Genomic DNA, 16,233 nt, shown 5'->3' on the forward strand with positions numbered 1-16,233 from the left:
AAAAAAGATGAAAGAATAAATAATGTATCTTTGGAATAGTTTATGAACTTAACAATTATTAAGCTGTCTGTTGTATAATGTTCAATAATTAATTCATGATAGCTACTTTTTTTGAGAGTCTCTTCGCCTATAATATTAGCGCAGTAAGATCTGTTCCAATAGAAATTATCTTGAGCTTGAGAGCTGTTGTAATATAAAATGAGGGCCAATGTGGCTATTGTAATTATTTTCATTTTTTGTAGAGGTTGTGATTCTGATCATATGGACGTTTCTTTAAAGGAGTATTTTGATAAACTCCTTCAGAGTTTTGTGTTTTGTATATTGACCTAAACGCATTTTCATAGTCAATTACTCTGTCTTGTGATCTACCTTCATTAATTAAATGCCCAATTCCATGGAAAACATTGATGGTCGGGTTCGTTTGAACTTGAACATTGGGAGTGAAATTAAGGACTGGCTTTAGCTCGCCCATATTTTGGTAAAAAATCGCTGTTGGGACATTTACGTTTAAATTGGTTGGAGCATTCATGTCAATTAGAATAAAATTTTGATTTGTTGTGAATTGAGAGCCTGCCTTTTTTGCTTCAGAATTTAAAAATTCAGCGGTTGCGGAAGCCTCGCCTCCATGATCGGCTGTATTAAAATTCACGCTATTTCCATTTTCATCTGTTAACGTGGCTTCTGTTCCATATATTATATTTGTAGTTCTCGTTTCATCCATAAGTGTTGCGACTCCTTCAAAAACTGTTCTTTCTTTTCCTTTAAACTCATTTCTGTTTCCATGAAAAGTCAAAAAGCCTGACTGATTGAAAGTAAATTGGGATTTTTTTTCTCCAAAAGCCGCTCCTAATTGCGCTAGGAAAATTTCTCTATGCTCGGTGGCTATTTTAATGCTATCGCCGTTTATATCCATGTACAATACTGGATTATTTGCACCATAATGATATGGGCTCAAGTTATGATATTTCTCTGCAAATCTATCAATCACATGCCATCTTCCGAGGGCGGGGTCGTACTGGCGGGCGCCGTAGTCGAGGGTGGCGAGGTTGAGGCTGCCGATGAGCTGGTATTCCTTGCCGTTGTACTGGTAGCGGTTTTCAAGAAGCGTCAGACCAGCAGGCAGAAATCGGACTCACCACAAAGAAAAACCGCCGCAGCGGTGTGACTGGGCGGTTTTCAGTAGAGGGAGAGGGATTCGAACCCCCGGTACCTTTCGGCACAACTGTTTTCAAGACAGCCGCAATCGACCACTCTGCCATCCCTCTGTGCGGGCGTGTGTCGCAATCGCGATGCGAAGATATTACCCTTCCCGCTCCTGTGCAAGCGTTTTGTTGCCGTTTCTGTGCGCCGCCAGGTCAATGCTTGCATTGAGTTCGAAGCCCAGCAGCAGCACGATGGAATTGTAGTAGAACCACACCATCAGCACCATCACCGTGGCCAGAGTGCCGTAAACTTTGTTGTAGTCCACGAAGTTGATGAAGTACCAGCGCAGCAGCAACTGGGCCAGAAAGAGCAGCGTTCCGCCAAGAATGGAACCCGGCGAAAAGAAGCGCCAGCGCCGTCCGTGGGCTGGCACAAAGTAATAGAGGAACCCGGCCAGCGCGAACAGCAGTAGCAGGTTGACCAGCAGGCTGGACACGCTGAGCAGCACGTAGGACCAAGACTCAAGCAGGTGGAGGCGCTGGGAGAGGTAGAACAGCGTGATTTCGCCGCCAATGAGGATGGTAACTGCCAGCAGGGCCAGCACCGACAGGCCAATGAAGATGCCCAGACTTAGAATTAGAGACTCCCAGAAATAGCGTTGGCGAAAGGCGGTGCCCTCTGTTTTGTGGAAGGCGGCCAGGAGGCTGCGGACACCGCGGGTGGCGGCGAAGAGCACCAGCCCCAGGGAGATGAGTGTAACGCCGAGGCTGCCTTCGTTAAGGGTTTGACGGAGGGTGGGCTCGACGAGAGCGAAGGTGTCGGGCGGGAGGTATTCGCGGACGGCGGTGCGCACCTGGCCCTCCAGATCGTCTACCGGAATGTAGGGTAGGAGGGAGAAGAGGAAGATGAGAGCGGGGAAGAGGGCGAAGAAGAAATTATAGGCCATCGCGGCGGCGCGGATGGTGAAGTCGCTCTCGACGATGGCGTTATAGAAAATGCTGAGTACGCGAAAGGCGCTTTGGCCCTGAAAGCCGGGCAGGGTGGTGCGCATGAGGTAAATACGAAGGGCGCGCCACCAGCGCACGGCGGGCCGTACGACAGTCCAGGCCCAGCGCACGAGTTTCCACCGCTTGAGGCGGTCTTTCCATTTCCCCATGCCGTAAGATACTATGGAAGCGGGTTCGGCGCGTCCCAATTGCGCGCGACGGCGTCGGCGAAACGGGCAGGCGGGCGCACGGGCTTCATGTTATGGGCGGTGACAAACACCAGTGTGATGGTGCCTTCGACACAAAGCTCATCGGCCTGGTTGTAGACGCGGTGGTGGAACACGACCTTGAGCGAGGGCAGCTCGCGGAGCTCGGTGACGATGCGGAGGCGCTCGTCGTAACGAGCGGCCTTGTAGTAGCGGGTAAACATGTCTACCACCGGCATCATGAAGCCTTCGCGTTCGATTTCGGAGTATACGGCGCCGATTTCGCGGCAGAGCTCGGTGCGGCCAATCTCGAAGTAGCGGGCGTAGTTGCCGTAATAGACATAGCCCATCTGGTCGGTGTCGGCGTAGCGGACGCGCTCGAAGGTCTCGTTAACGATCATGTCAACTGCGTTTTGCCTTGGCCTGCTGCTGCTGGCGTGTGAGCTGGCGGCGGTATTTGTTGGCCTGGTTTACGTGGTTGCGGTAGTTGTCGAGGGTGTTGAAGTTGTGATAGCCGGAGCCGTCTGGGCGAGCCGCAAAGAAGTAGTAACTGTGGCTCTCGGGGTGCAGCACGGCCTCAATGGCCGAGAGGGAGGGGCAGTTGATGGGGCCGGGAGGCAGGCCAGTGTACTTGTAGGTGTTGTAGGGCGAGTCGGTCTCGAGGTGCGACTTGAGGACGCGGCGGATGGAGAAGTCGCCCACGGCAAAGATGACAGTGGGGTCGGCCTGGAGGGGCATGTTGATCTTCAGGCGGTTGAGATACACACCTGCCACACGGGGCCGCTCGTCGCTGCGGTAGGTTTCGGCCTGCACGATGGAGGCCAGTACCACTGCCTTGAGGGGGGTGAGGTTCTGGGCTTCGGCGAGCCGGACACGCTCGGCAGTCCAGAACTGCTCGTAAGCGGCATGCAGCTTTGTGATGAGGGCTTTGGGGCGGACGGTCCAGTACACCTCATAGCTGTTGGGGATGCAGAAGGCCATGGCCGTTTGCGGGGTAAAGCCGTCTCCGAGTCTGGCCAGAAAGGCTTCATCGCGGAAAGCAGCGAGGAAGGAGTCGGCTGGCAGTTCGAGTTGACTTGCGAGCTTGTTGGCGAGTGCCTGGGGCGTGCGGACGGTGGTGAAGCTGAGGGTCAGCGGATCCTGATTGCCGTTGCGGAGCTTACGGACAAGTTCGAGGTTGCCGATGTTGCGCTGGATGCGGTAGCGGCCGGGGCGCACGCGCTCGTCAAGGCCGAGGAGCTGGGCGGTGACATGGAAAGTGTGTTCAGACACCAGTACCTTCTCTTCTTTCATCTGGGCCAGCAGCTGGGGATAGGTAGTGCCGGTGTAGATATGGAGGTAGTAGGGCTGCTCGGGCGGGCGGGCGTTGGGCAGGAAGAAGTAAAAAAAGCTGAGGGCCGCGAGTACCACTGCCACCACGCTTCCTGCGAGAACGAGGCGTCCACGAGTACTGGAGAGAAAACGCCGGAAGGCACCTGGCTTTCCTGGCTTGGGATTACGCTTGGAGGGCATCCGAAGTAGGTTGCGGTCGGAGTGAATTGGAGCCGCAAAAATAGGGCTAAAGTGCGGTTATTGACCGTCGTCGATAGCGGCGGAGTCGGCAGCCGTGGGTTCGGGCGCAGGCTCCAGGGGCACAGGAATGGAGACAGAGGCCGATTCGGGGGCATTGGAGTCGGACTGAGCGTCGTCGTCTTTCTTCCGTTTTTTCTTTTTACTGCCTGAGATGGCTGCCTGTTCTGCTGTCTGCTCGGCCTGTTCGGCATCCAGGGCGTCCTCGGTGGCCTTCTGTTTCATGGCGCGGACAATCCAGGCGGCGCGGGTGCGTACGTATCCGTTGGGGGTGGCAGCACTCCATTTGCGTGGGGCGGGCAGAATGGCGGCCAGCAGGGCGCACTGCTGGCGTGAGAGCTTGATGGCAGGCTTGTCGAAATAGTTGCGGGCGGCCATTTCGGCACCATAGAAGCCGTCGCCCATTTCTGCGATGTTGAGGTAGACCTCCAGGATGCGTTCCTTGCTCCAGACGAGTTCGAGCAGGAGGGTGAAGTAGCTCTCGAGGCCTTTTCGCACCCAGTCGCGGCCCGACCAGAGGAAGAGGTTTTTGGCTACCTGCTGGGTGAGGGTGCTTGCCCCGCGTTTGGTTTTGCTGACGCGGTTGGAGGCAGCGGCTTTCTCGATGCTGCCGAAGTCGAAGCCCCAATGCTCGTAGAACAGCTGGTCTTCGGAAAGGAGAACGGCGAGTGGCAGCTCGGGGGGCATTTCGTCGAGAGAGACCCACTTGCTCCGGATGCTGATGGGTTTGCCTTCGTTGTACTGCTCGACGGCGCGCACGGCCTGCATCATGGTGATGGGCGGAGGCACAAAGCGGAAGACAATCACCGAGAGAATACTCAGGGCGAAGAGGGTGGAGAGGATGCGACCTCCCCATTTAAGCATCCATTGCAGCATGAGCAGAGCAGGCGGAATTCAGGAATACGACTGCATGTTAAGGAGTTGGCGGCGGGCGGCAGGTATGCAGCGGCTGAAAAAAATACACCCCTCTGTTTGCGGCAGAGGGGTGCAGGCTTGATAAGCCGTAGACAGAATCAGCGACCAGCAGGTACAGGGGCACTGGCAGGGGCCTGTGCAGCCTGTATGTCGGCACGAAAAGCCAGGCTGATAACAGGCTGGAGAGGGTCGTTGGTGATAACGGTAATGTATTTTTCAACGATGCCCATGGGCTGATGCTCGGAGTTGAAGGTGACCTTGATGTCGGCCGACTCACCGGGCTTCAGCAGGCTGCGGGTAGGCTCAGAAGCGGTGCAGCCGCAGGTGGGCTTTACCTTGCGAATGACAAGATCTGAGCGGCCGGTGTTGGTAACGGTGAAGGTGTAGGGCAGTACCTGGCCTTTGGTGATGGTGCCGAAGTTGTGCTGCATGGTGGCGAAAGAGGCCACGGGCGGGTTGTTGCGCTGCGCTTCGGTCAGCTGGGTGAAGTCTTCGGTGATGTTTGCCCCCACGTTGACGTATTTTTCAGGCTGCACAACGTCGTCGGTAGCAAGCAGCACCGAGTGGAAGACATAGCCCCAGTCGTTGGCGGCCTTGCTGTCGAAGGTGATGGGTACCACAAGGGTATCCTGAGCTTTAAGGACGGTGCCAGCGGCAATGCCCACCTGAACGAACGTGGGTGCAATGACCTGCTTGACGGTGATGGGGTTGGCACCCATATTCATTATCTTGATGACACCCTGCTTTTTCTGGCCAGCGAAGACATCGCCGAGGTTGACCATGCTGGAGCGGTCGGAGAAGGCGAGGTTGCCGGCGCGGCCGGGGTAGCGGTCGGCGAGCGTAGGTTTGCGGGGCGTGACGGTGCCCTTGATGACGAGCACTACCACACGCTCAGCCTCTTCGCCTTCCAGCTTCACGCGCACGAGGATGGACTTCTCAAACGGACCGGGACGGCCGATGGTGGAGTAGATGGCCTCGATCTGGCCGGTCTGGCCTGGGGCTACGGCCTCGGTAGACCATTTGGGCGTGGTACAGCCGCAGGAAGGCTTCACGTCCACAATTTTAACAGGGCGGGTGCCCTTGTTGGTGAAAATGAAGATGTGGGGTGCATTGCCCTGTTCCTCGGTGAGCGTACCGAAGTCGTGGGTGCGGTTCTGGAACTGAACTTCTGGGATGTCGGGCGTGGTTTGCGCCGAGACGGTAAGTGTGGTAGCCAGAAAGGCTGCCAATGCCAGAAGGGAGAAGCGGAAAGATTTCAGCATGCGGCGGACTGAAGGTTGATAAGCAAAGGTATAAGTGCGGAGGTTTCGACGGGCGAACGGTTTGTTAATGACGGAGGTCAACAAGGGGTTCGGTTGCGGGTGGCAATGTCATTGAGCATGCGGGCCACATCGGGTTTGCGGTCGCGGTCCATGCGTTCTTTTTTCTGAAGGCTGGTCTGGAGTGCGGTGCGGGCGTCGCAGAGTTGGCCTTTCTGGAGCAGCAGGATTCCCAGTTGTTCCCAGGCGTCGGCATAGGAGGGGTCGGCGTCGATGGCTGCGCGGAGGTCGGCGATGGCGCGGTCGGTATCGCCGAGGAGCGCCTGTGCCAGAGCGCGACGGTAGTAGGCGGTCCAGCGTTCGCGGGCGTCGAGGGTTGGAAGGTCGAGGGCGTGGTCGAAGCGGCCTTTGGCATCGGCATACTGCTTCTGGTCGAGGTAAAGCTCGCCGAGGCTGATGTGTGCCATGGCAAGGTTGGGATTGTCGGCGATGGCTGCGCGGAGGTCGGCAAGGGCGAGGTCGGGTCGCTTCATCTCGAAGTGGGTGAACCCACGGTTGTTGAGGAGCAGGCCTCGGTTGAGGATGCCTGGGATGGCCAGCGCGCGGTCGTAGGTTTTGAGGGCGAGGTCGCGGCGGCCGGTTTCGGAGTAGGCGAAGCCGAGGTTGACCCAGCCGTCCTTGGAGTCGGGGGCGAGGCGGAAGCAGCGCTCATAGGCCGTGATGGCTTCGGCATAGTTTCGGCTCTGCACCTGCAACTGACCTATAAGGCGCCAGGCTTCGGGCAGGTTGGGCAAGGCTTGAGAGGCCAGGTTGTAGTCGCCAAGCGCTGCGCTGTAATTCTTGAGCATGTAATGCGCATTGCCCCGGTTGAGGTAGATGTTGTAGAGCTTTTCGAGGTTGGCCTTGCGGTACTCGGGGTCCTGCGCCATGCGGGTTTCGAACATGCGGATGGCGCGGGCATGGTAGTCGATGGCGAGCTGATACTCGCTGTTGTTCTGGTAGATGACGCCGATGTTGGAAAGCGAGAGGGGGTCGTTGTCGGCGAATTGGGTGAGGCGGCGGGCCAGTTCGTATACCTCCTGCTGGCGGCCCAGGCGGTCGAGGATGACGAGCTTGCGTTGCAGCACCTGGGTGTTGCCGGGCAGCATGACGAGGGCGCGGTCGATGTCGGTGAGGGCATCGTCGTAGCGTTTGAGGCCCATGTTGGCGAAGGCGCGCCAGAAGGGGCCGTTGGCGTCCTGCGGCGAGAGGCGGAGATAGTTGTCGAGGACGGTGAGGGCCTGGTCGTAGCGCTGGAGGTTGATAAGCGCCTGCGCACGGAGGCCGAGGGGATAGGCGTAAGTGGGAGCCACGGCCAGGGCTTTGTCGGCGTAGACGATGGCATTGTCATACTCGCCACGCTGGAAAAAACCGCCTGACATTCCGGCATAGAACGAGGCTGGGTTTTCCTGTCCTGGGGCGGCGAGTCCCTTCCGGAAGTCCTCAAGTGCGGCGTCGGCATAGCCCTGTGAGAGGAAGGCATAGCCGCGGTGCAGGTAGGCGGTGGCGCTGGGGGCGTTCTGGATGGCACGGGTGAGCAGCTGCACTTTCGTGGCCAGATCGGTGGCCTTGATGCCCTCCTGAAGATAGTCGGTTTGGGCGTGGAGGGGCAGGGCCACCGCAAGCAGTGCGGGCACGAACAGTCCACGCAGGCAGTAGAGAGGATTCATGACAGGGTTTCCAACGCAAAAATCGCACCGAATTGGTGTGTTCCGCTAACTTAACGCCGTGGTATTCTTTTCCGTCGGTCCGTCGCAGCTGCACGCAAGCCTGCCCGGACATATAGATGCGGTGCTGCGCTCTGGTATGCTGAGCCGCTATCACCGCAGCGAGGCCTTCCGCACCCAGATGGCCCAACTGGCCCATGACCTGAAGCAACACCTGGCCGTACCGGACGACTACGCCGTGTGGCTGCTGCCCTCGGCTACGGCGTTCTGGGCGGCACTGGCTACCGACGCCACGCAGGGCCCCAGTGTGCACGTGGCGTCTGGCGCCTTTGGCACCAAGTGGCACCAGCATGCCGAAGCCGCAGGCTGCACCGCCCAGCTGATCAGCTTTTCGCCGGAGACAGCCGTGGAAGAGGTACTGAGCCAACTGCCAAGTGCCGTGGACGTGCTCTGCCTCACCGACAACGAGACCAGCAACGGCACCCGGCTGCCGCTGAGTGTATATGCCCAACTGCGGCGGGCACACCCCGAAGCCCTGATTGCGGTGGACGCCGTGAGCAGTCTGGCGGGCGTGGCGCACCCCTACGCCGAGGCTGACTTTTGGTTTGCGTCGGTGCAGAAGTGCCTGGGGCTGCCGGCAGGACTGGCGGTAGCGTTTGCCTCGCCGCGGATGGTGGCGCGGGTGGAGCAGCTGCGCAACACCGCGCGGTTCGACAGCCTGTACCACCTGCACCGCATGGCGCAGCAGCACCAGACGGTGTGCACGCCCAACATGCTGGGCATTGCGCTGCTGGCGCGGCGTGCCGCCGAACTGCCGCCCATCGCCAGTGTGGACGCCCACCTGCGGCAGCGGGCCGAGCATGCCTATGCCGTGCTGGACGGGCATCCGCTGCTGTCGGCGCTGGTGCAGCGCGAGGCCAGCCGGTCGGGGACGGTGGTGGCGGTGACGGGCCGGACGGAGGTGCTGAAGCAGCTGAAGGCGTCGGCGGGGGCACACGGCTTTGAGCTGAGCGGCGGCTACGGCCCGTGGAAAGACACCACGCTGCGGGTAGCCAACTTCCCGGCCATCGCCGACGCCGATTTCTACGCGCTCTGGGAGCTAGTGGAGCGGTTCAGGGGGTGAAAGGGGGATGATAGATTTCTCGCTGCACTGCGTTCCGCTCGAAATGACGTGGGACTGACGGTGCGTCATTTCGAAGGTTGGCGAAGCCTTTCTGAGAAATCTACTTGTGGGTTGTCGAAGGCAACCCTTCGTACTGTTGAGGTTTGAAGGCGGCAAGCCGCCTAAAAGTAGATTTCTCGCTGCGCTCGAAATGACGTGTTGGGGTGATAGTCCCGATGAATCGGGAGACGTAGGGGGAGGGGCCTCACTCCCACCAAACATCCGTTGGAAGATTGCTGCCGAAGGACACAGGCTGGCCGATGCGGGGTGTGGTGAGCGGCTGGGCCAGCGTGGCGGCGTGGGCGTGTACGCGGCGGATGGAGTCGTTCCAGGCGTGGGTGGAGAGCTTGAACTTGGCCCAGTGGACGGGCAGCAGCACACGGGCGCCGAGGTCGCGGGCGGCCTGTACGGTCTGCTCGGGCTGCATGTGGATGTAGGGCCAGTTGTCGCCGTACTGCCCGGCCTCGAGCAGGGCGAGGTCGAAGGGGCCGAACTGCTGGCCTACGCGGGCGAAGGTGGCATCGTAGCCGGAGTCGCCGCCGAGGTAGGCGCGGAAGTCGTGCAGCTGAAGCACATAGGCAGCCCAGAGCGTGCGGCCCCTTGCAAAGAGGCGGCCGGAGAAGTGGCGGGCAGGGGTGGCGGTGAGGGCGATGCCGGGTGCGGGCTCGAAGGTCTGCCACCAGTCGAGCTCGGTGATGCGGTCGGCGGGAATGCCCCAGTGGCGGAGGTGTGCGCCCACGCCCAGCGGGGTGAGGAAATGGCGCACGCGCGACTGTAGTGCCCGGAGGGTGCGGTAGTCGAGGTGGTCGTAGTGGTCGTGGGTGAGGACGAGGAGGTCGAGGGTGGGGAAGTCGGCAGGGGCCACGACGTCGGAGCCGGGGAAGGCTTTGGCGCCGAAGTTGAAAGGGGCTGCCCAGCCCGACAGCACGGGATCGACGAGGAGGCGGAAGCCACGGTGCTGGAGGTAGTAGGAGGAGTGGCCGAGCCAGAGGAGGGTGGGGCCGTCGGTGGGGAGGGCTGTGAAGTCGGGGCGGAGGCTGGGGAGCGGACCGGGCGGCAGGGTCTCGGGGCGGGGCTTGAGCCACTCGCCCATTAGTTTTATGTAAGAGGCTTCGGGCAGCAGGACGGGCGTGTCCTCCAGATTGTGGAAGATGCCATCGCGGAAGTGGGGCGACTGGCGCAATTGGGCCAGTTGTGTGCCGGTAGGGGCGGCACCGAATGTGCGGAACATGTGAGCGGAGGTGAGTTACCTACGCAAACACAGGCTCTGGGCGATGCGTTCGGCTGTTGGGGCGTATTACTGCGCGCCGTTTCGATACCACTGCTGCAGGCAGGTATCCGAGCAGAAGTCGGAATACTTGGCCGCGTCGTAAGGGGCAAGGTAGCGGCGGCCACAGCGGTAGCAGCATTTATGGGCGGTGTTACCGCGGGCCAGGTGGCGGCTGAGACGGTAGCAGAAAAAAGCGACAGCCAACAGGCCCAGCAGGGCGAGCACAATGGCGACGGCTGGTTTGAGGCCGAGCGCAGGTTTGAGTGCCCACCAGGCGATGGGGAATAGGGCCAGCCCGGTGGCCATGGTTATGCGGGCCGCATAGGCACCGGCGTCAGCGATTTTGCTTGTCATTGCAGTTTGTTAGGTTCCAATGCTAAGTACGATAGAGAGCTGCTGTTGGAACCAGACATCTTAATTTAAGAAAAAGTGAAACGACGAATGACGGATTTGGGGTGGTGAATGCTTAAAAAAGCTGTTTGAAGGCAGTTTGATGGCAAGAAATGGCTACCTCTTCTTCTCAGCAGAAGCGGCACTTACCTGTATTCTCCGTGCCACCGAATCGATTACGGTTTCAGAATAAGTCGTTGCTTTACTGGGAACGATACCGCAATGCCGAACATGAAATCGCAGCCAAGTAGGTCAAAAACGCTTTTTTGACATGTGCAGCCCCTGACTTTTAGACCTGCCTTTCTGCAAATGTTCTACAAAATGGGAGCTTCAGAGGCGATTCTTGGGACTTTTCTGTTTACAAAAAACCCCTCAACGTTGCCATTAAGGGGGTTTTGCTGTTTAAAAGTGGGCCCGGGGGGATTTGAACCCACGACCAACGGATTATGAGTCCGCTGCTCTAACCACTGAGCTACAGGCCCTTTTCGCAGGGCGAACTGCGAAAGTGGCGCAAAGGTAGCAAAATGTACTATTTGCTGCCAGTGGAATCTGCAGACTGACTGGTTTCTACCGGCAGAGTGGGCTGGCCTTCTACGAGTCCCTTCAGGTTCTTGAGGCCGGCTTCGAAGTCGGGGCCAATCATGCCGTCGAGGAAGGGACCCATAAGGCGGCCCATCGGGTAGGCGCACTCGCCGTCCATGCCCCAGGTAACGCGCGTGCCGTTGCCTTCAGATACGAGGGTGTAGGTGAGTTTGGCCTTGTCCTCCATCGGGCGGATGAAGTGCAGGTCCATCTCGATGCGGTCGGGGGCAATGCTGATGATGGACATTGAGCCTTCGCCTGCTTTGTCATTGCCCGTCCAGTAGAGGTTGGCACCTACTGTGTTGGCGGGGTTTGAGATCTTCTCGGCCATATTGGGATCGAGGTGCTGCCAGGGGCTCCACTTCTTGAACTGCGCCAGATCGGCCATGACGGCGTGGACCTGTGCGGCGGGGCGGTCGACGACGATGGAGCGCTCGGTGTGATAGGTGGCAGGCATGAAAATTGCCACTACCAGCAACAGCACTACCAGTGCTACCAGACCCAGGAGAATTTTCTTCAGGACTTTCATAGCGGTGTTACATCAGGGTGAATGTGTTGTATCCACCCGAAAGTAACACCTTCCTGTTCAGGACAAAAGCTTTAGCTCTACTAGGTCTGGATGACACCGGGGTTGAAGGGCCGAAACTCAGGATTGAGGTTTGCGGCCTCGATACCGGTGGAGATCATGCGGCGGGTTTCGCCGGGGTGGATGATGCCGTCGACCCAGAGGCGTGCAGCGGCATAGTAGGGCGAAGTCTGGCTTTCGTAGCGGGCCGAGATTTCGTCGAGCAACTGCTTTTCCTTGGCGGGGTCAATCTTCTCGCCCTTCTTTTCCAGCGCGGCCACCTGAATCTGCAGCAGGGTTTTGGCTGCCTGCATACCACCCATCACGGCAATCTGTGCGGTAGGCCAGGCGTAGATAAGGCGCGGGTCGTAGGCTTTGCCGCACATGGCATAGTTGCCAGCACCGTAGCTGTTGCCCATCACCACAGTGAACTTAGGCACTACGCTGTTGGCAACGGCATTCACCATCTTGGCTCCGTCCTTGATGATGCCCCCCTGCTCTGACCGTGAGCCGACCATGAAGCCAGTGACGTCCTGCAGGAAGACGAGCGGGATGCGCTTCTGGTTGCAGTTGAGGATGAAGCGGGTGGCTTTGTCGGCGCTGTCGGAATAGATGACGCCGCCGAACTGCATTTCGCCTTTCTTGCTCTTGACCACCGAACGCTGGTTGGCGACGATGCCCACGGCCCAGCCGTCGATGCGGGCATAGCCGCAGACGATGCTCTTGCCATAGCCTTCCTTGTACTCGTCCCAGCTGCTGGCGTCGATGAGGCACTTCAGCAGTTCGTGGGTGGAGTAGGGCTTGGCGCGGTCGGCAGGAAGAATTTCAAAGAGTTTGTCGAGGGCGTACTCGGGTGCGACAGGCGTGGCGCGGTCGAAGCCAGCGGTAGGCTTGTGGCCGAACTTGGATACCAGCGACTTGATTTTGTCGAGGCACTCCTGGTCGTTCTTCATCTGGTAGTCGGTGACGCCGGACACCTGGCTGTGCATTTCGGCACCGCCCAGTGCCTCGATGCCCACGTCTTCACCGATGGCACTCTTTACCAGATAAGGGCCTGCCAGAAACACGCTGCCCGTGCCTTCCACGATCAGGGCCTCGTCGGACATGATGGGCAAATAGGCCCCACCTGCCACGCAAGGGCCCATGATGGCGGCAATCTGCGGAATGCCCATGCTGGACATCTGGGCGTTGTTGCGGAAAATACGGCCGAAGTGCTCTTTATCGGGGAAGATGTCGGCCTGCATGGGTAGGTACACCCCGGCGCTGTCTACCAGATAAATGGTTGGCAGGTGGTTTTCCATTGCGATTTCCTGTGCCCGGAGGTTCTTCTTGCCGGTGAGGGGGAACCAGGCCCCAGCCTTTACGGTAGCGTCGTTGGCGACAATCATGCATAGACGGCCTGACACCCTGCCAATGCCACAGACCACGCCCGCCGAAGGGCAGCCACCCTCTTCCTCGTACATGCCCCAGGCGGCCAGTGCGCCCACTTCCACGAAGTCGTCGGGGTTGTCGAGCAGGTAGGCGATGCGCTCGCGGGCGGTCCATTTTCCTTTTTCCTTGTGCTTGGCAATGGCTTTGGCGCCACCGCCCAGCGCCACCTGTTTCAGGCGCTCTTCGAGTTCGGAAATGAGGGCGTTGAGGCCGTTGGCAGCGACGGTAGAGTTAGACATGAGCAGGATGCGTTTTCAGCGCAGCAAACATAACAGGAAAGGGCCATCGGCGGTTTCCGGGCGGTGCGGAAAGGGTGTAGCTTGCGGCATGCGCAAGGCATGGACATGGCTGCGGGCCCGCAAACGGCGGCTGGCAGGGGCGATACTGCTGTTGATGGGGGCGATTGGGCTGCTGTGGCCACACAGAGGTGTAGTGCCCGTGAGAGGTGCCACCCGTGGCAGCTGGCACCCACAGACATTCTGGTACTACCCCTGGGGGCCTTCTGTGACGCACAAGGGGCTGGACATATTTGCCAAGGAAGGCACACCTGTGCAGGCCATGAGCAGCGGGATGGTGGTGTACAAAGGTACCCTGAGCCGAGGCGGCAATGTGGTGGTGATACTGGGCGCCAAATGGCGGCTGCAGTACTATGCCCACCTACAGGACTTTGATACCCACCTGTTTGCATGGGCCAGCCGTGGCGAACAGATAGGCCGTGTAGGCACTACGGGAAATGCCAAGGGCAAGCCCGCGCACCTGCACTACAGCTACATGACACTGATTCCCTATCCGTGGGAGTGGCGCAGCGACCTGCCCCAGGGTTGGCAGCGCATGTTTTACCTGAACCCGGAGAGGTATTTCTCGCTTTAACAACTTGCCAATTCTGCTTGACTTTGCAGGATAAGTGTTAAAATGTGGTATGCTTCAAGTAACGGATTTGGGACTGCTACTGGGTGGGCGCGAGTTGCTGGCAGGTGTTTCGTTCTCGTTGCCACCGGGGCAGATGCTACAGGTGGCAGGCGTGAATGGGTCGGGCAAGACGGTGCTGCTGAAGTGTCTGTCGGGCCTGTATGCGCCGACCTCAGGTACGATGGCGCTTGACGGCCACGCGCTGGAAACTGCCGGGGTGGACATCGGTGTGCTGATCGAGCGGCCAGCGGTGTATCCTCACCTGACGCTGCTGGACAATCTGCGGGTATTTGCCCAGCATCTGGAACGGGATATGGAACCGGCACTGGCGCTGCTGGACCTCCTGGAACTGGATGTGCAGAATCCCAAGCCCGCACGCCTGCTGTCGTTGGGCATGCGGCAGAAACTGGGACTGGCCACCTGTTTCATGGGCAACCCGCGCCTGCTGCTGCTGGACGAGCCCTTCAATGCGTTGGACGCCAAATCGGTGGGCAAGCTCATTGCGTTTCTGAACGCCTATACAATCCGTGAGCAGGCCTATCTGATTGTGGCCTCGCACCAGGCGGAGACAACCGGACTGAACCTGGCCAGCCGGATGGAGCTGGTGGAAGGCCGTGTTGTAAGTGCCATCGCGCTGGAGCCGAAAGGAGTAGCCGTATGAGTACCTATCTGCTGAAAACTGCCGTAGCGAGCGAGTGGCTGAAATTCAGAGGCTCGCGGCTGATGCGTATGACCCTGCTGACGGCGGCGCTGTTTGCGGTGGCATTCGTAGTTGCCGACATCTTCATGGATTCTGCCAACTTCATGGAGCCCAAGCCTGAATGGGTGAAGGTGTTGCAAAACTGGGCGCTGCTGTGGATGGCCTTTGTGCTGCCGGTGCTGGTGTCGGTAGAGGCAGCTGCGGTGCTTCAGCTGGAGCAGGATGCCAACAGCTGGCCCCTGCTACTCTCGCGCAACCGCCCGCACAGCCAGTTGGCGTGGGCCAAGTTTCTGTTGCTGTGGGCCAATGCCGTGGTGGCTACGGGAATTTGCCTGCTGCTGCTGTGGGTGTGCTACAGCCTTCAGTCAGTGCTTTTTCCAGCGCATTTGATTGCCAAAGAGGAAAATCCGGTAGGGACAATTCTGCTGGTACTTCTCGGGGTGATTGGGTATCTGCCGTTTGTGGTGGCGCTGCACCTGTACCTGTCGTCCTACTTCCGCAATTTTGCTTTTGCCATTGTTACAGGCGTAGGCCTGGGATTGCTCAGCCTGGTGGCTGACAGCGAAGGTATAGTCAACCTGCTGTTTCCCTATCGTTACATGTTTCTGGTGGTCAGCACGCAGGTCAATCATCTGCTGAACCGAAGCCCCAGAGATTTCGAAAGCCTGTTGCCCCTGATGTTCGTGCTGGGCCTGGTGCTGGCGGTGCTGCTGGTGTGGCTGGCAGGTCGCCGAATGAAACAGCAGGTTTACTGACAGAACTGCGGGAAGAACTTCGCCTCGATGGCGGGCCACTCGTCGCCGACGTAGCTGTAGTTGACGGTGTCGCGGATGTGGCCGGTGGGCAGCACCATGTGGCGGCGGCTGGTGCCCTCGAAGTGGGCGCCCAGTTTCTCCATGGCGGCGCGTGAGCGCAGGTTGCGGCTGTCGGCGCGGAGCTCTACCCGCAGGCCGGGCAGTGTGCGCAGGGCGTAGTTGATCATCAGGTGCTTCATGGCCGGGTTGAGGCCCGAGCCCTGAAACTGGCGGCTGATCCACGTCCAGCCGATGTGTACGCGGCGGTGCAGCTGGTGTATGTCGCCGTAGCGCGTGCTGCCTGCCACCTTCCCGGTCTTTACGTCGATGATGGCAAAGGGCCAGGCAGTGCCCGCGGCGCGTTCCTTCAGGGCGTCGGCGATGTACTGGTCGAAGTCGGCACGGGAGTACATCGGCATGGTGGTGTAGGTCCACAGCTCGGGCTCGGTGCTGGCGATGGCCCAGAGGGCTTCCACATGGCTGAGTTGCAGGGCTTCAAGTCGGGCAGTGCCGTTTTCCAGTACGTCGGGGCCGAAGAAGAAGGGCGCGTTCATGGCGGGCAAGTTGCGCGCCGGATTCAGGAAGCCCAAGCCAAAAAGTGTAAAAAATAACGGCCTCCGGTTGGGGAGGCCGTTGTGTATCTGTG

Annotated in this window: 17 protein-coding genes and 2 tRNA genes; 5 read left to right on the plus strand and 14 right to left on the minus strand. The window is 59.1% G+C overall.

Annotated elements, in window-relative coordinates; genetic code table 11:
• Positions 1 to 229: 229 nt before the first annotated feature.
• On the minus strand, positions 230 to 1,060 hold the full coding sequence (locus AC2D8O_RS06735) for an RHS repeat-associated core domain-containing protein (protein WP_484678277.1): 831 nt from the start codon (positions 1,058 to 1,060) through the stop codon (positions 230 to 232).
• On the opposite strand from AC2D8O_RS06735, the gene AC2D8O_RS06740 reads away from it, so the two are divergent.
• The gene (locus tag AC2D8O_RS06740; RefSeq protein ID WP_484678033.1) at positions 989 to 1,165 is read left to right on the plus strand and encodes a hypothetical protein; all 177 of its coding nucleotides are present in this window, start codon (positions 989 to 991) and stop codon (positions 1,163 to 1,165) included. The genes AC2D8O_RS06735 and AC2D8O_RS06740 overlap by 72 nt on opposite strands.
• Before the next feature lie 15 nt (positions 1,166 to 1,180).
• On the opposite strand, the gene AC2D8O_RS06745 is transcribed toward AC2D8O_RS06740, so the two are convergent.
• From AC2D8O_RS06745 to AC2D8O_RS06775, 7 genes are all read right to left on the minus strand, one after another.
• Positions 1,181 to 1,265, minus strand: a tRNA-Ser gene (locus AC2D8O_RS06745).
• 35 nt (positions 1,266 to 1,300) lie between these two features.
• Positions 1,301 to 2,299: a YihY/virulence factor BrkB family protein gene (locus AC2D8O_RS06750; RefSeq protein WP_484678034.1), complete on the minus strand. Its 999-nt coding sequence runs from the start codon at positions 2,297 to 2,299 to the stop codon at positions 1,301 to 1,303.
• An 11-nt stretch (positions 2,300 to 2,310) separates the two neighbouring features.
• Positions 2,311 to 2,736: an acyl-CoA thioesterase gene (locus AC2D8O_RS06755; RefSeq protein ID WP_484678035.1), complete on the minus strand. Its 426-nt coding sequence runs from the start codon at positions 2,734 to 2,736 to the stop codon at positions 2,311 to 2,313.
• Between the two features lies 1 nt (position 2,737).
• Positions 2,738 to 3,847, minus strand: coding sequence for an endolytic transglycosylase MltG (gene mltG, locus AC2D8O_RS06760; RefSeq protein ID WP_484678036.1), 1,110 nt, complete (start codon positions 3,845 to 3,847; stop codon positions 2,738 to 2,740).
• Between the two features lie 57 nt (positions 3,848 to 3,904).
• Positions 3,905 to 4,768 (minus strand): monofunctional biosynthetic peptidoglycan transglycosylase, encoded by an 864-nt coding sequence (mtgA, locus tag AC2D8O_RS06765; RefSeq protein WP_484678037.1) that lies wholly within the window; start codon positions 4,766 to 4,768, stop codon positions 3,905 to 3,907.
• Between the two features lie 149 nt (positions 4,769 to 4,917).
• Positions 4,918 to 6,081, minus strand: coding sequence for a DUF1573 domain-containing protein (locus tag AC2D8O_RS06770; protein WP_484678038.1), 1,164 nt, complete (start codon positions 6,079 to 6,081; stop codon positions 4,918 to 4,920).
• A 77-nt stretch (positions 6,082 to 6,158) separates the two neighbouring features.
• Complete coding sequence (locus tag AC2D8O_RS06775; RefSeq protein WP_484678039.1) at positions 6,159 to 7,787, minus strand: tetratricopeptide repeat protein; 1,629 nt, start codon at positions 7,785 to 7,787, stop codon at positions 6,159 to 6,161.
• 58 nt (positions 7,788 to 7,845) lie between these two features.
• Here AC2D8O_RS06775 and AC2D8O_RS06780 point away from each other — a divergent pair, with 58 nt between their 5' ends.
• A complete protein-coding gene (locus AC2D8O_RS06780; RefSeq protein ID WP_484678040.1) occupies positions 7,846 to 8,907 on the plus strand; it encodes an aminotransferase class V-fold PLP-dependent enzyme in 1,062 nt (353 codons plus the stop codon).
• A 244-nt stretch (positions 8,908 to 9,151) separates the two neighbouring features.
• Here the strand turns inward: AC2D8O_RS06780 and AC2D8O_RS06785 are convergent, their stop codons facing one another.
• The 5 genes from AC2D8O_RS06785 to AC2D8O_RS06805 form a co-directional block, all read right to left on the minus strand.
• Complete coding sequence (locus AC2D8O_RS06785; protein ID WP_484678041.1) at positions 9,152 to 10,177, minus strand: MBL fold metallo-hydrolase; 1,026 nt, start codon at positions 10,175 to 10,177, stop codon at positions 9,152 to 9,154.
• 66 nt (positions 10,178 to 10,243) lie between these two features.
• On the minus strand, positions 10,244 to 10,570 hold the full coding sequence (locus AC2D8O_RS06790) for a hypothetical protein (protein WP_484678042.1): 327 nt from the start codon (positions 10,568 to 10,570) through the stop codon (positions 10,244 to 10,246).
• 445 nt (positions 10,571 to 11,015) lie between these two features.
• Positions 11,016 to 11,088, minus strand: a tRNA-Ile gene (locus tag AC2D8O_RS06795).
• A 47-nt stretch (positions 11,089 to 11,135) separates the two neighbouring features.
• Positions 11,136 to 11,717 carry an SRPBCC family protein gene (locus tag AC2D8O_RS06800; RefSeq protein WP_484678043.1) on the minus strand — a complete coding sequence of 194 codons (582 nt, stop codon included), beginning with the start codon at positions 11,715 to 11,717 and terminating at the stop codon, positions 11,136 to 11,138.
• Positions 11,718 to 11,797: 80 nt separating this feature from the next.
• The gene (locus AC2D8O_RS06805) at positions 11,798 to 13,423 is read right to left on the minus strand and encodes an acyl-CoA carboxylase subunit beta (RefSeq protein ID WP_484678044.1); all 1,626 of its coding nucleotides are present in this window, start codon (positions 13,421 to 13,423) and stop codon (positions 11,798 to 11,800) included.
• A gap of 88 nt (positions 13,424 to 13,511) precedes the next feature.
• Between AC2D8O_RS06805 and AC2D8O_RS06810 the strand changes: the two genes are divergently transcribed.
• Genes AC2D8O_RS06810 through AC2D8O_RS06820 form a run of 3 tightly spaced genes read left to right on the plus strand, consistent with a single transcriptional unit; the run spans position 13,512 to position 15,548 of the window.
• Positions 13,512 to 14,054: a M23 family metallopeptidase gene (locus AC2D8O_RS06810; protein WP_484678045.1), complete on the plus strand. Its 543-nt coding sequence runs from the start codon at positions 13,512 to 13,514 to the stop codon at positions 14,052 to 14,054.
• 49 nt (positions 14,055 to 14,103) lie between these two features.
• Complete coding sequence (locus tag AC2D8O_RS06815; protein WP_484678046.1) at positions 14,104 to 14,754, plus strand: ABC transporter ATP-binding protein; 651 nt, start codon at positions 14,104 to 14,106, stop codon at positions 14,752 to 14,754.
• Complete coding sequence (locus AC2D8O_RS06820) at positions 14,751 to 15,548, plus strand: ABC transporter permease (protein ID WP_484678047.1); 798 nt, start codon at positions 14,751 to 14,753, stop codon at positions 15,546 to 15,548. Before AC2D8O_RS06815 ends, AC2D8O_RS06820 begins: the two co-directional genes overlap by 4 nt.
• Here the strand turns inward: AC2D8O_RS06820 and AC2D8O_RS06825 are convergent.
• Positions 15,542 to 16,141: a GNAT family N-acetyltransferase gene (locus AC2D8O_RS06825; RefSeq protein WP_484678048.1), complete on the minus strand. Its 600-nt coding sequence runs from the start codon at positions 16,139 to 16,141 to the stop codon at positions 15,542 to 15,544. The two genes, AC2D8O_RS06820 and AC2D8O_RS06825, sit on opposite strands and share 7 nt — an antisense overlap.
• Between the last annotated feature and the right edge of the window lie 92 nt (positions 16,142 to 16,233).

The sequence above is a fragment of the Pontibacter sp. T17 genome (assembly GCF_057219875.1).

What these genes read in the sequence shown, in the direction of transcription:
- AC2D8O_RS06740 (WP_484678033.1), top strand. Translation starts at nt 989, where the DNA reads ATGCCATCTTCCGAGGGCGGGGTCGTACTGGCGGGCGCCGTAGTCGAG.
- AC2D8O_RS06750 (WP_484678034.1), bottom strand. Translation starts at nt 2,299, where the DNA reads ATGGGGAAATGGAAAGACCGCCTCAAGCGGTGGAAACTCGTGCGCTGG.
- AC2D8O_RS06755 (WP_484678035.1), bottom strand. Translation starts at nt 2,736, where the DNA reads ATGATCGTTAACGAGACCTTCGAGCGCGTCCGCTACGCCGACACCGAC.
- mltG (WP_484678036.1), bottom strand. Translation starts at nt 3,847, where the DNA reads ATGCCCTCCAAGCGTAATCCCAAGCCAGGAAAGCCAGGTGCCTTCCGG.
- mtgA (WP_484678037.1), bottom strand. Translation starts at nt 4,768, where the DNA reads ATGCTTAAATGGGGAGGTCGCATCCTCTCCACCCTCTTCGCCCTGAGT.
- AC2D8O_RS06770 (WP_484678038.1), bottom strand. Translation starts at nt 6,081, where the DNA reads ATGCTGAAATCTTTCCGCTTCTCCCTTCTGGCATTGGCAGCCTTTCTG.
- AC2D8O_RS06775 (WP_484678039.1), bottom strand. Translation starts at nt 7,787, where the DNA reads ATGAATCCTCTCTACTGCCTGCGTGGACTGTTCGTGCCCGCACTGCTT.
- AC2D8O_RS06785 (WP_484678041.1), bottom strand. Translation starts at nt 10,177, where the DNA reads ATGTTCCGCACATTCGGTGCCGCCCCTACCGGCACACAACTGGCCCAA.
- AC2D8O_RS06790 (WP_484678042.1), bottom strand. Translation starts at nt 10,570, where the DNA reads ATGACAAGCAAAATCGCTGACGCCGGTGCCTATGCGGCCCGCATAACC.
- AC2D8O_RS06800 (WP_484678043.1), bottom strand. Translation starts at nt 11,717, where the DNA reads ATGAAAGTCCTGAAGAAAATTCTCCTGGGTCTGGTAGCACTGGTAGTG.
- AC2D8O_RS06805 (WP_484678044.1), bottom strand. Translation starts at nt 13,423, where the DNA reads ATGTCTAACTCTACCGTCGCTGCCAACGGCCTCAACGCCCTCATTTCC.
- AC2D8O_RS06810 (WP_484678045.1), top strand. Translation starts at nt 13,512, where the DNA reads ATGCGCAAGGCATGGACATGGCTGCGGGCCCGCAAACGGCGGCTGGCA.
- AC2D8O_RS06815 (WP_484678046.1), top strand. Translation starts at nt 14,104, where the DNA reads ATGCTTCAAGTAACGGATTTGGGACTGCTACTGGGTGGGCGCGAGTTG.
- AC2D8O_RS06820 (WP_484678047.1), top strand. Translation starts at nt 14,751, where the DNA reads ATGAGTACCTATCTGCTGAAAACTGCCGTAGCGAGCGAGTGGCTGAAA.
- AC2D8O_RS06825 (WP_484678048.1), bottom strand. Translation starts at nt 16,141, where the DNA reads ATGAACGCGCCCTTCTTCTTCGGCCCCGACGTACTGGAAAACGGCACT.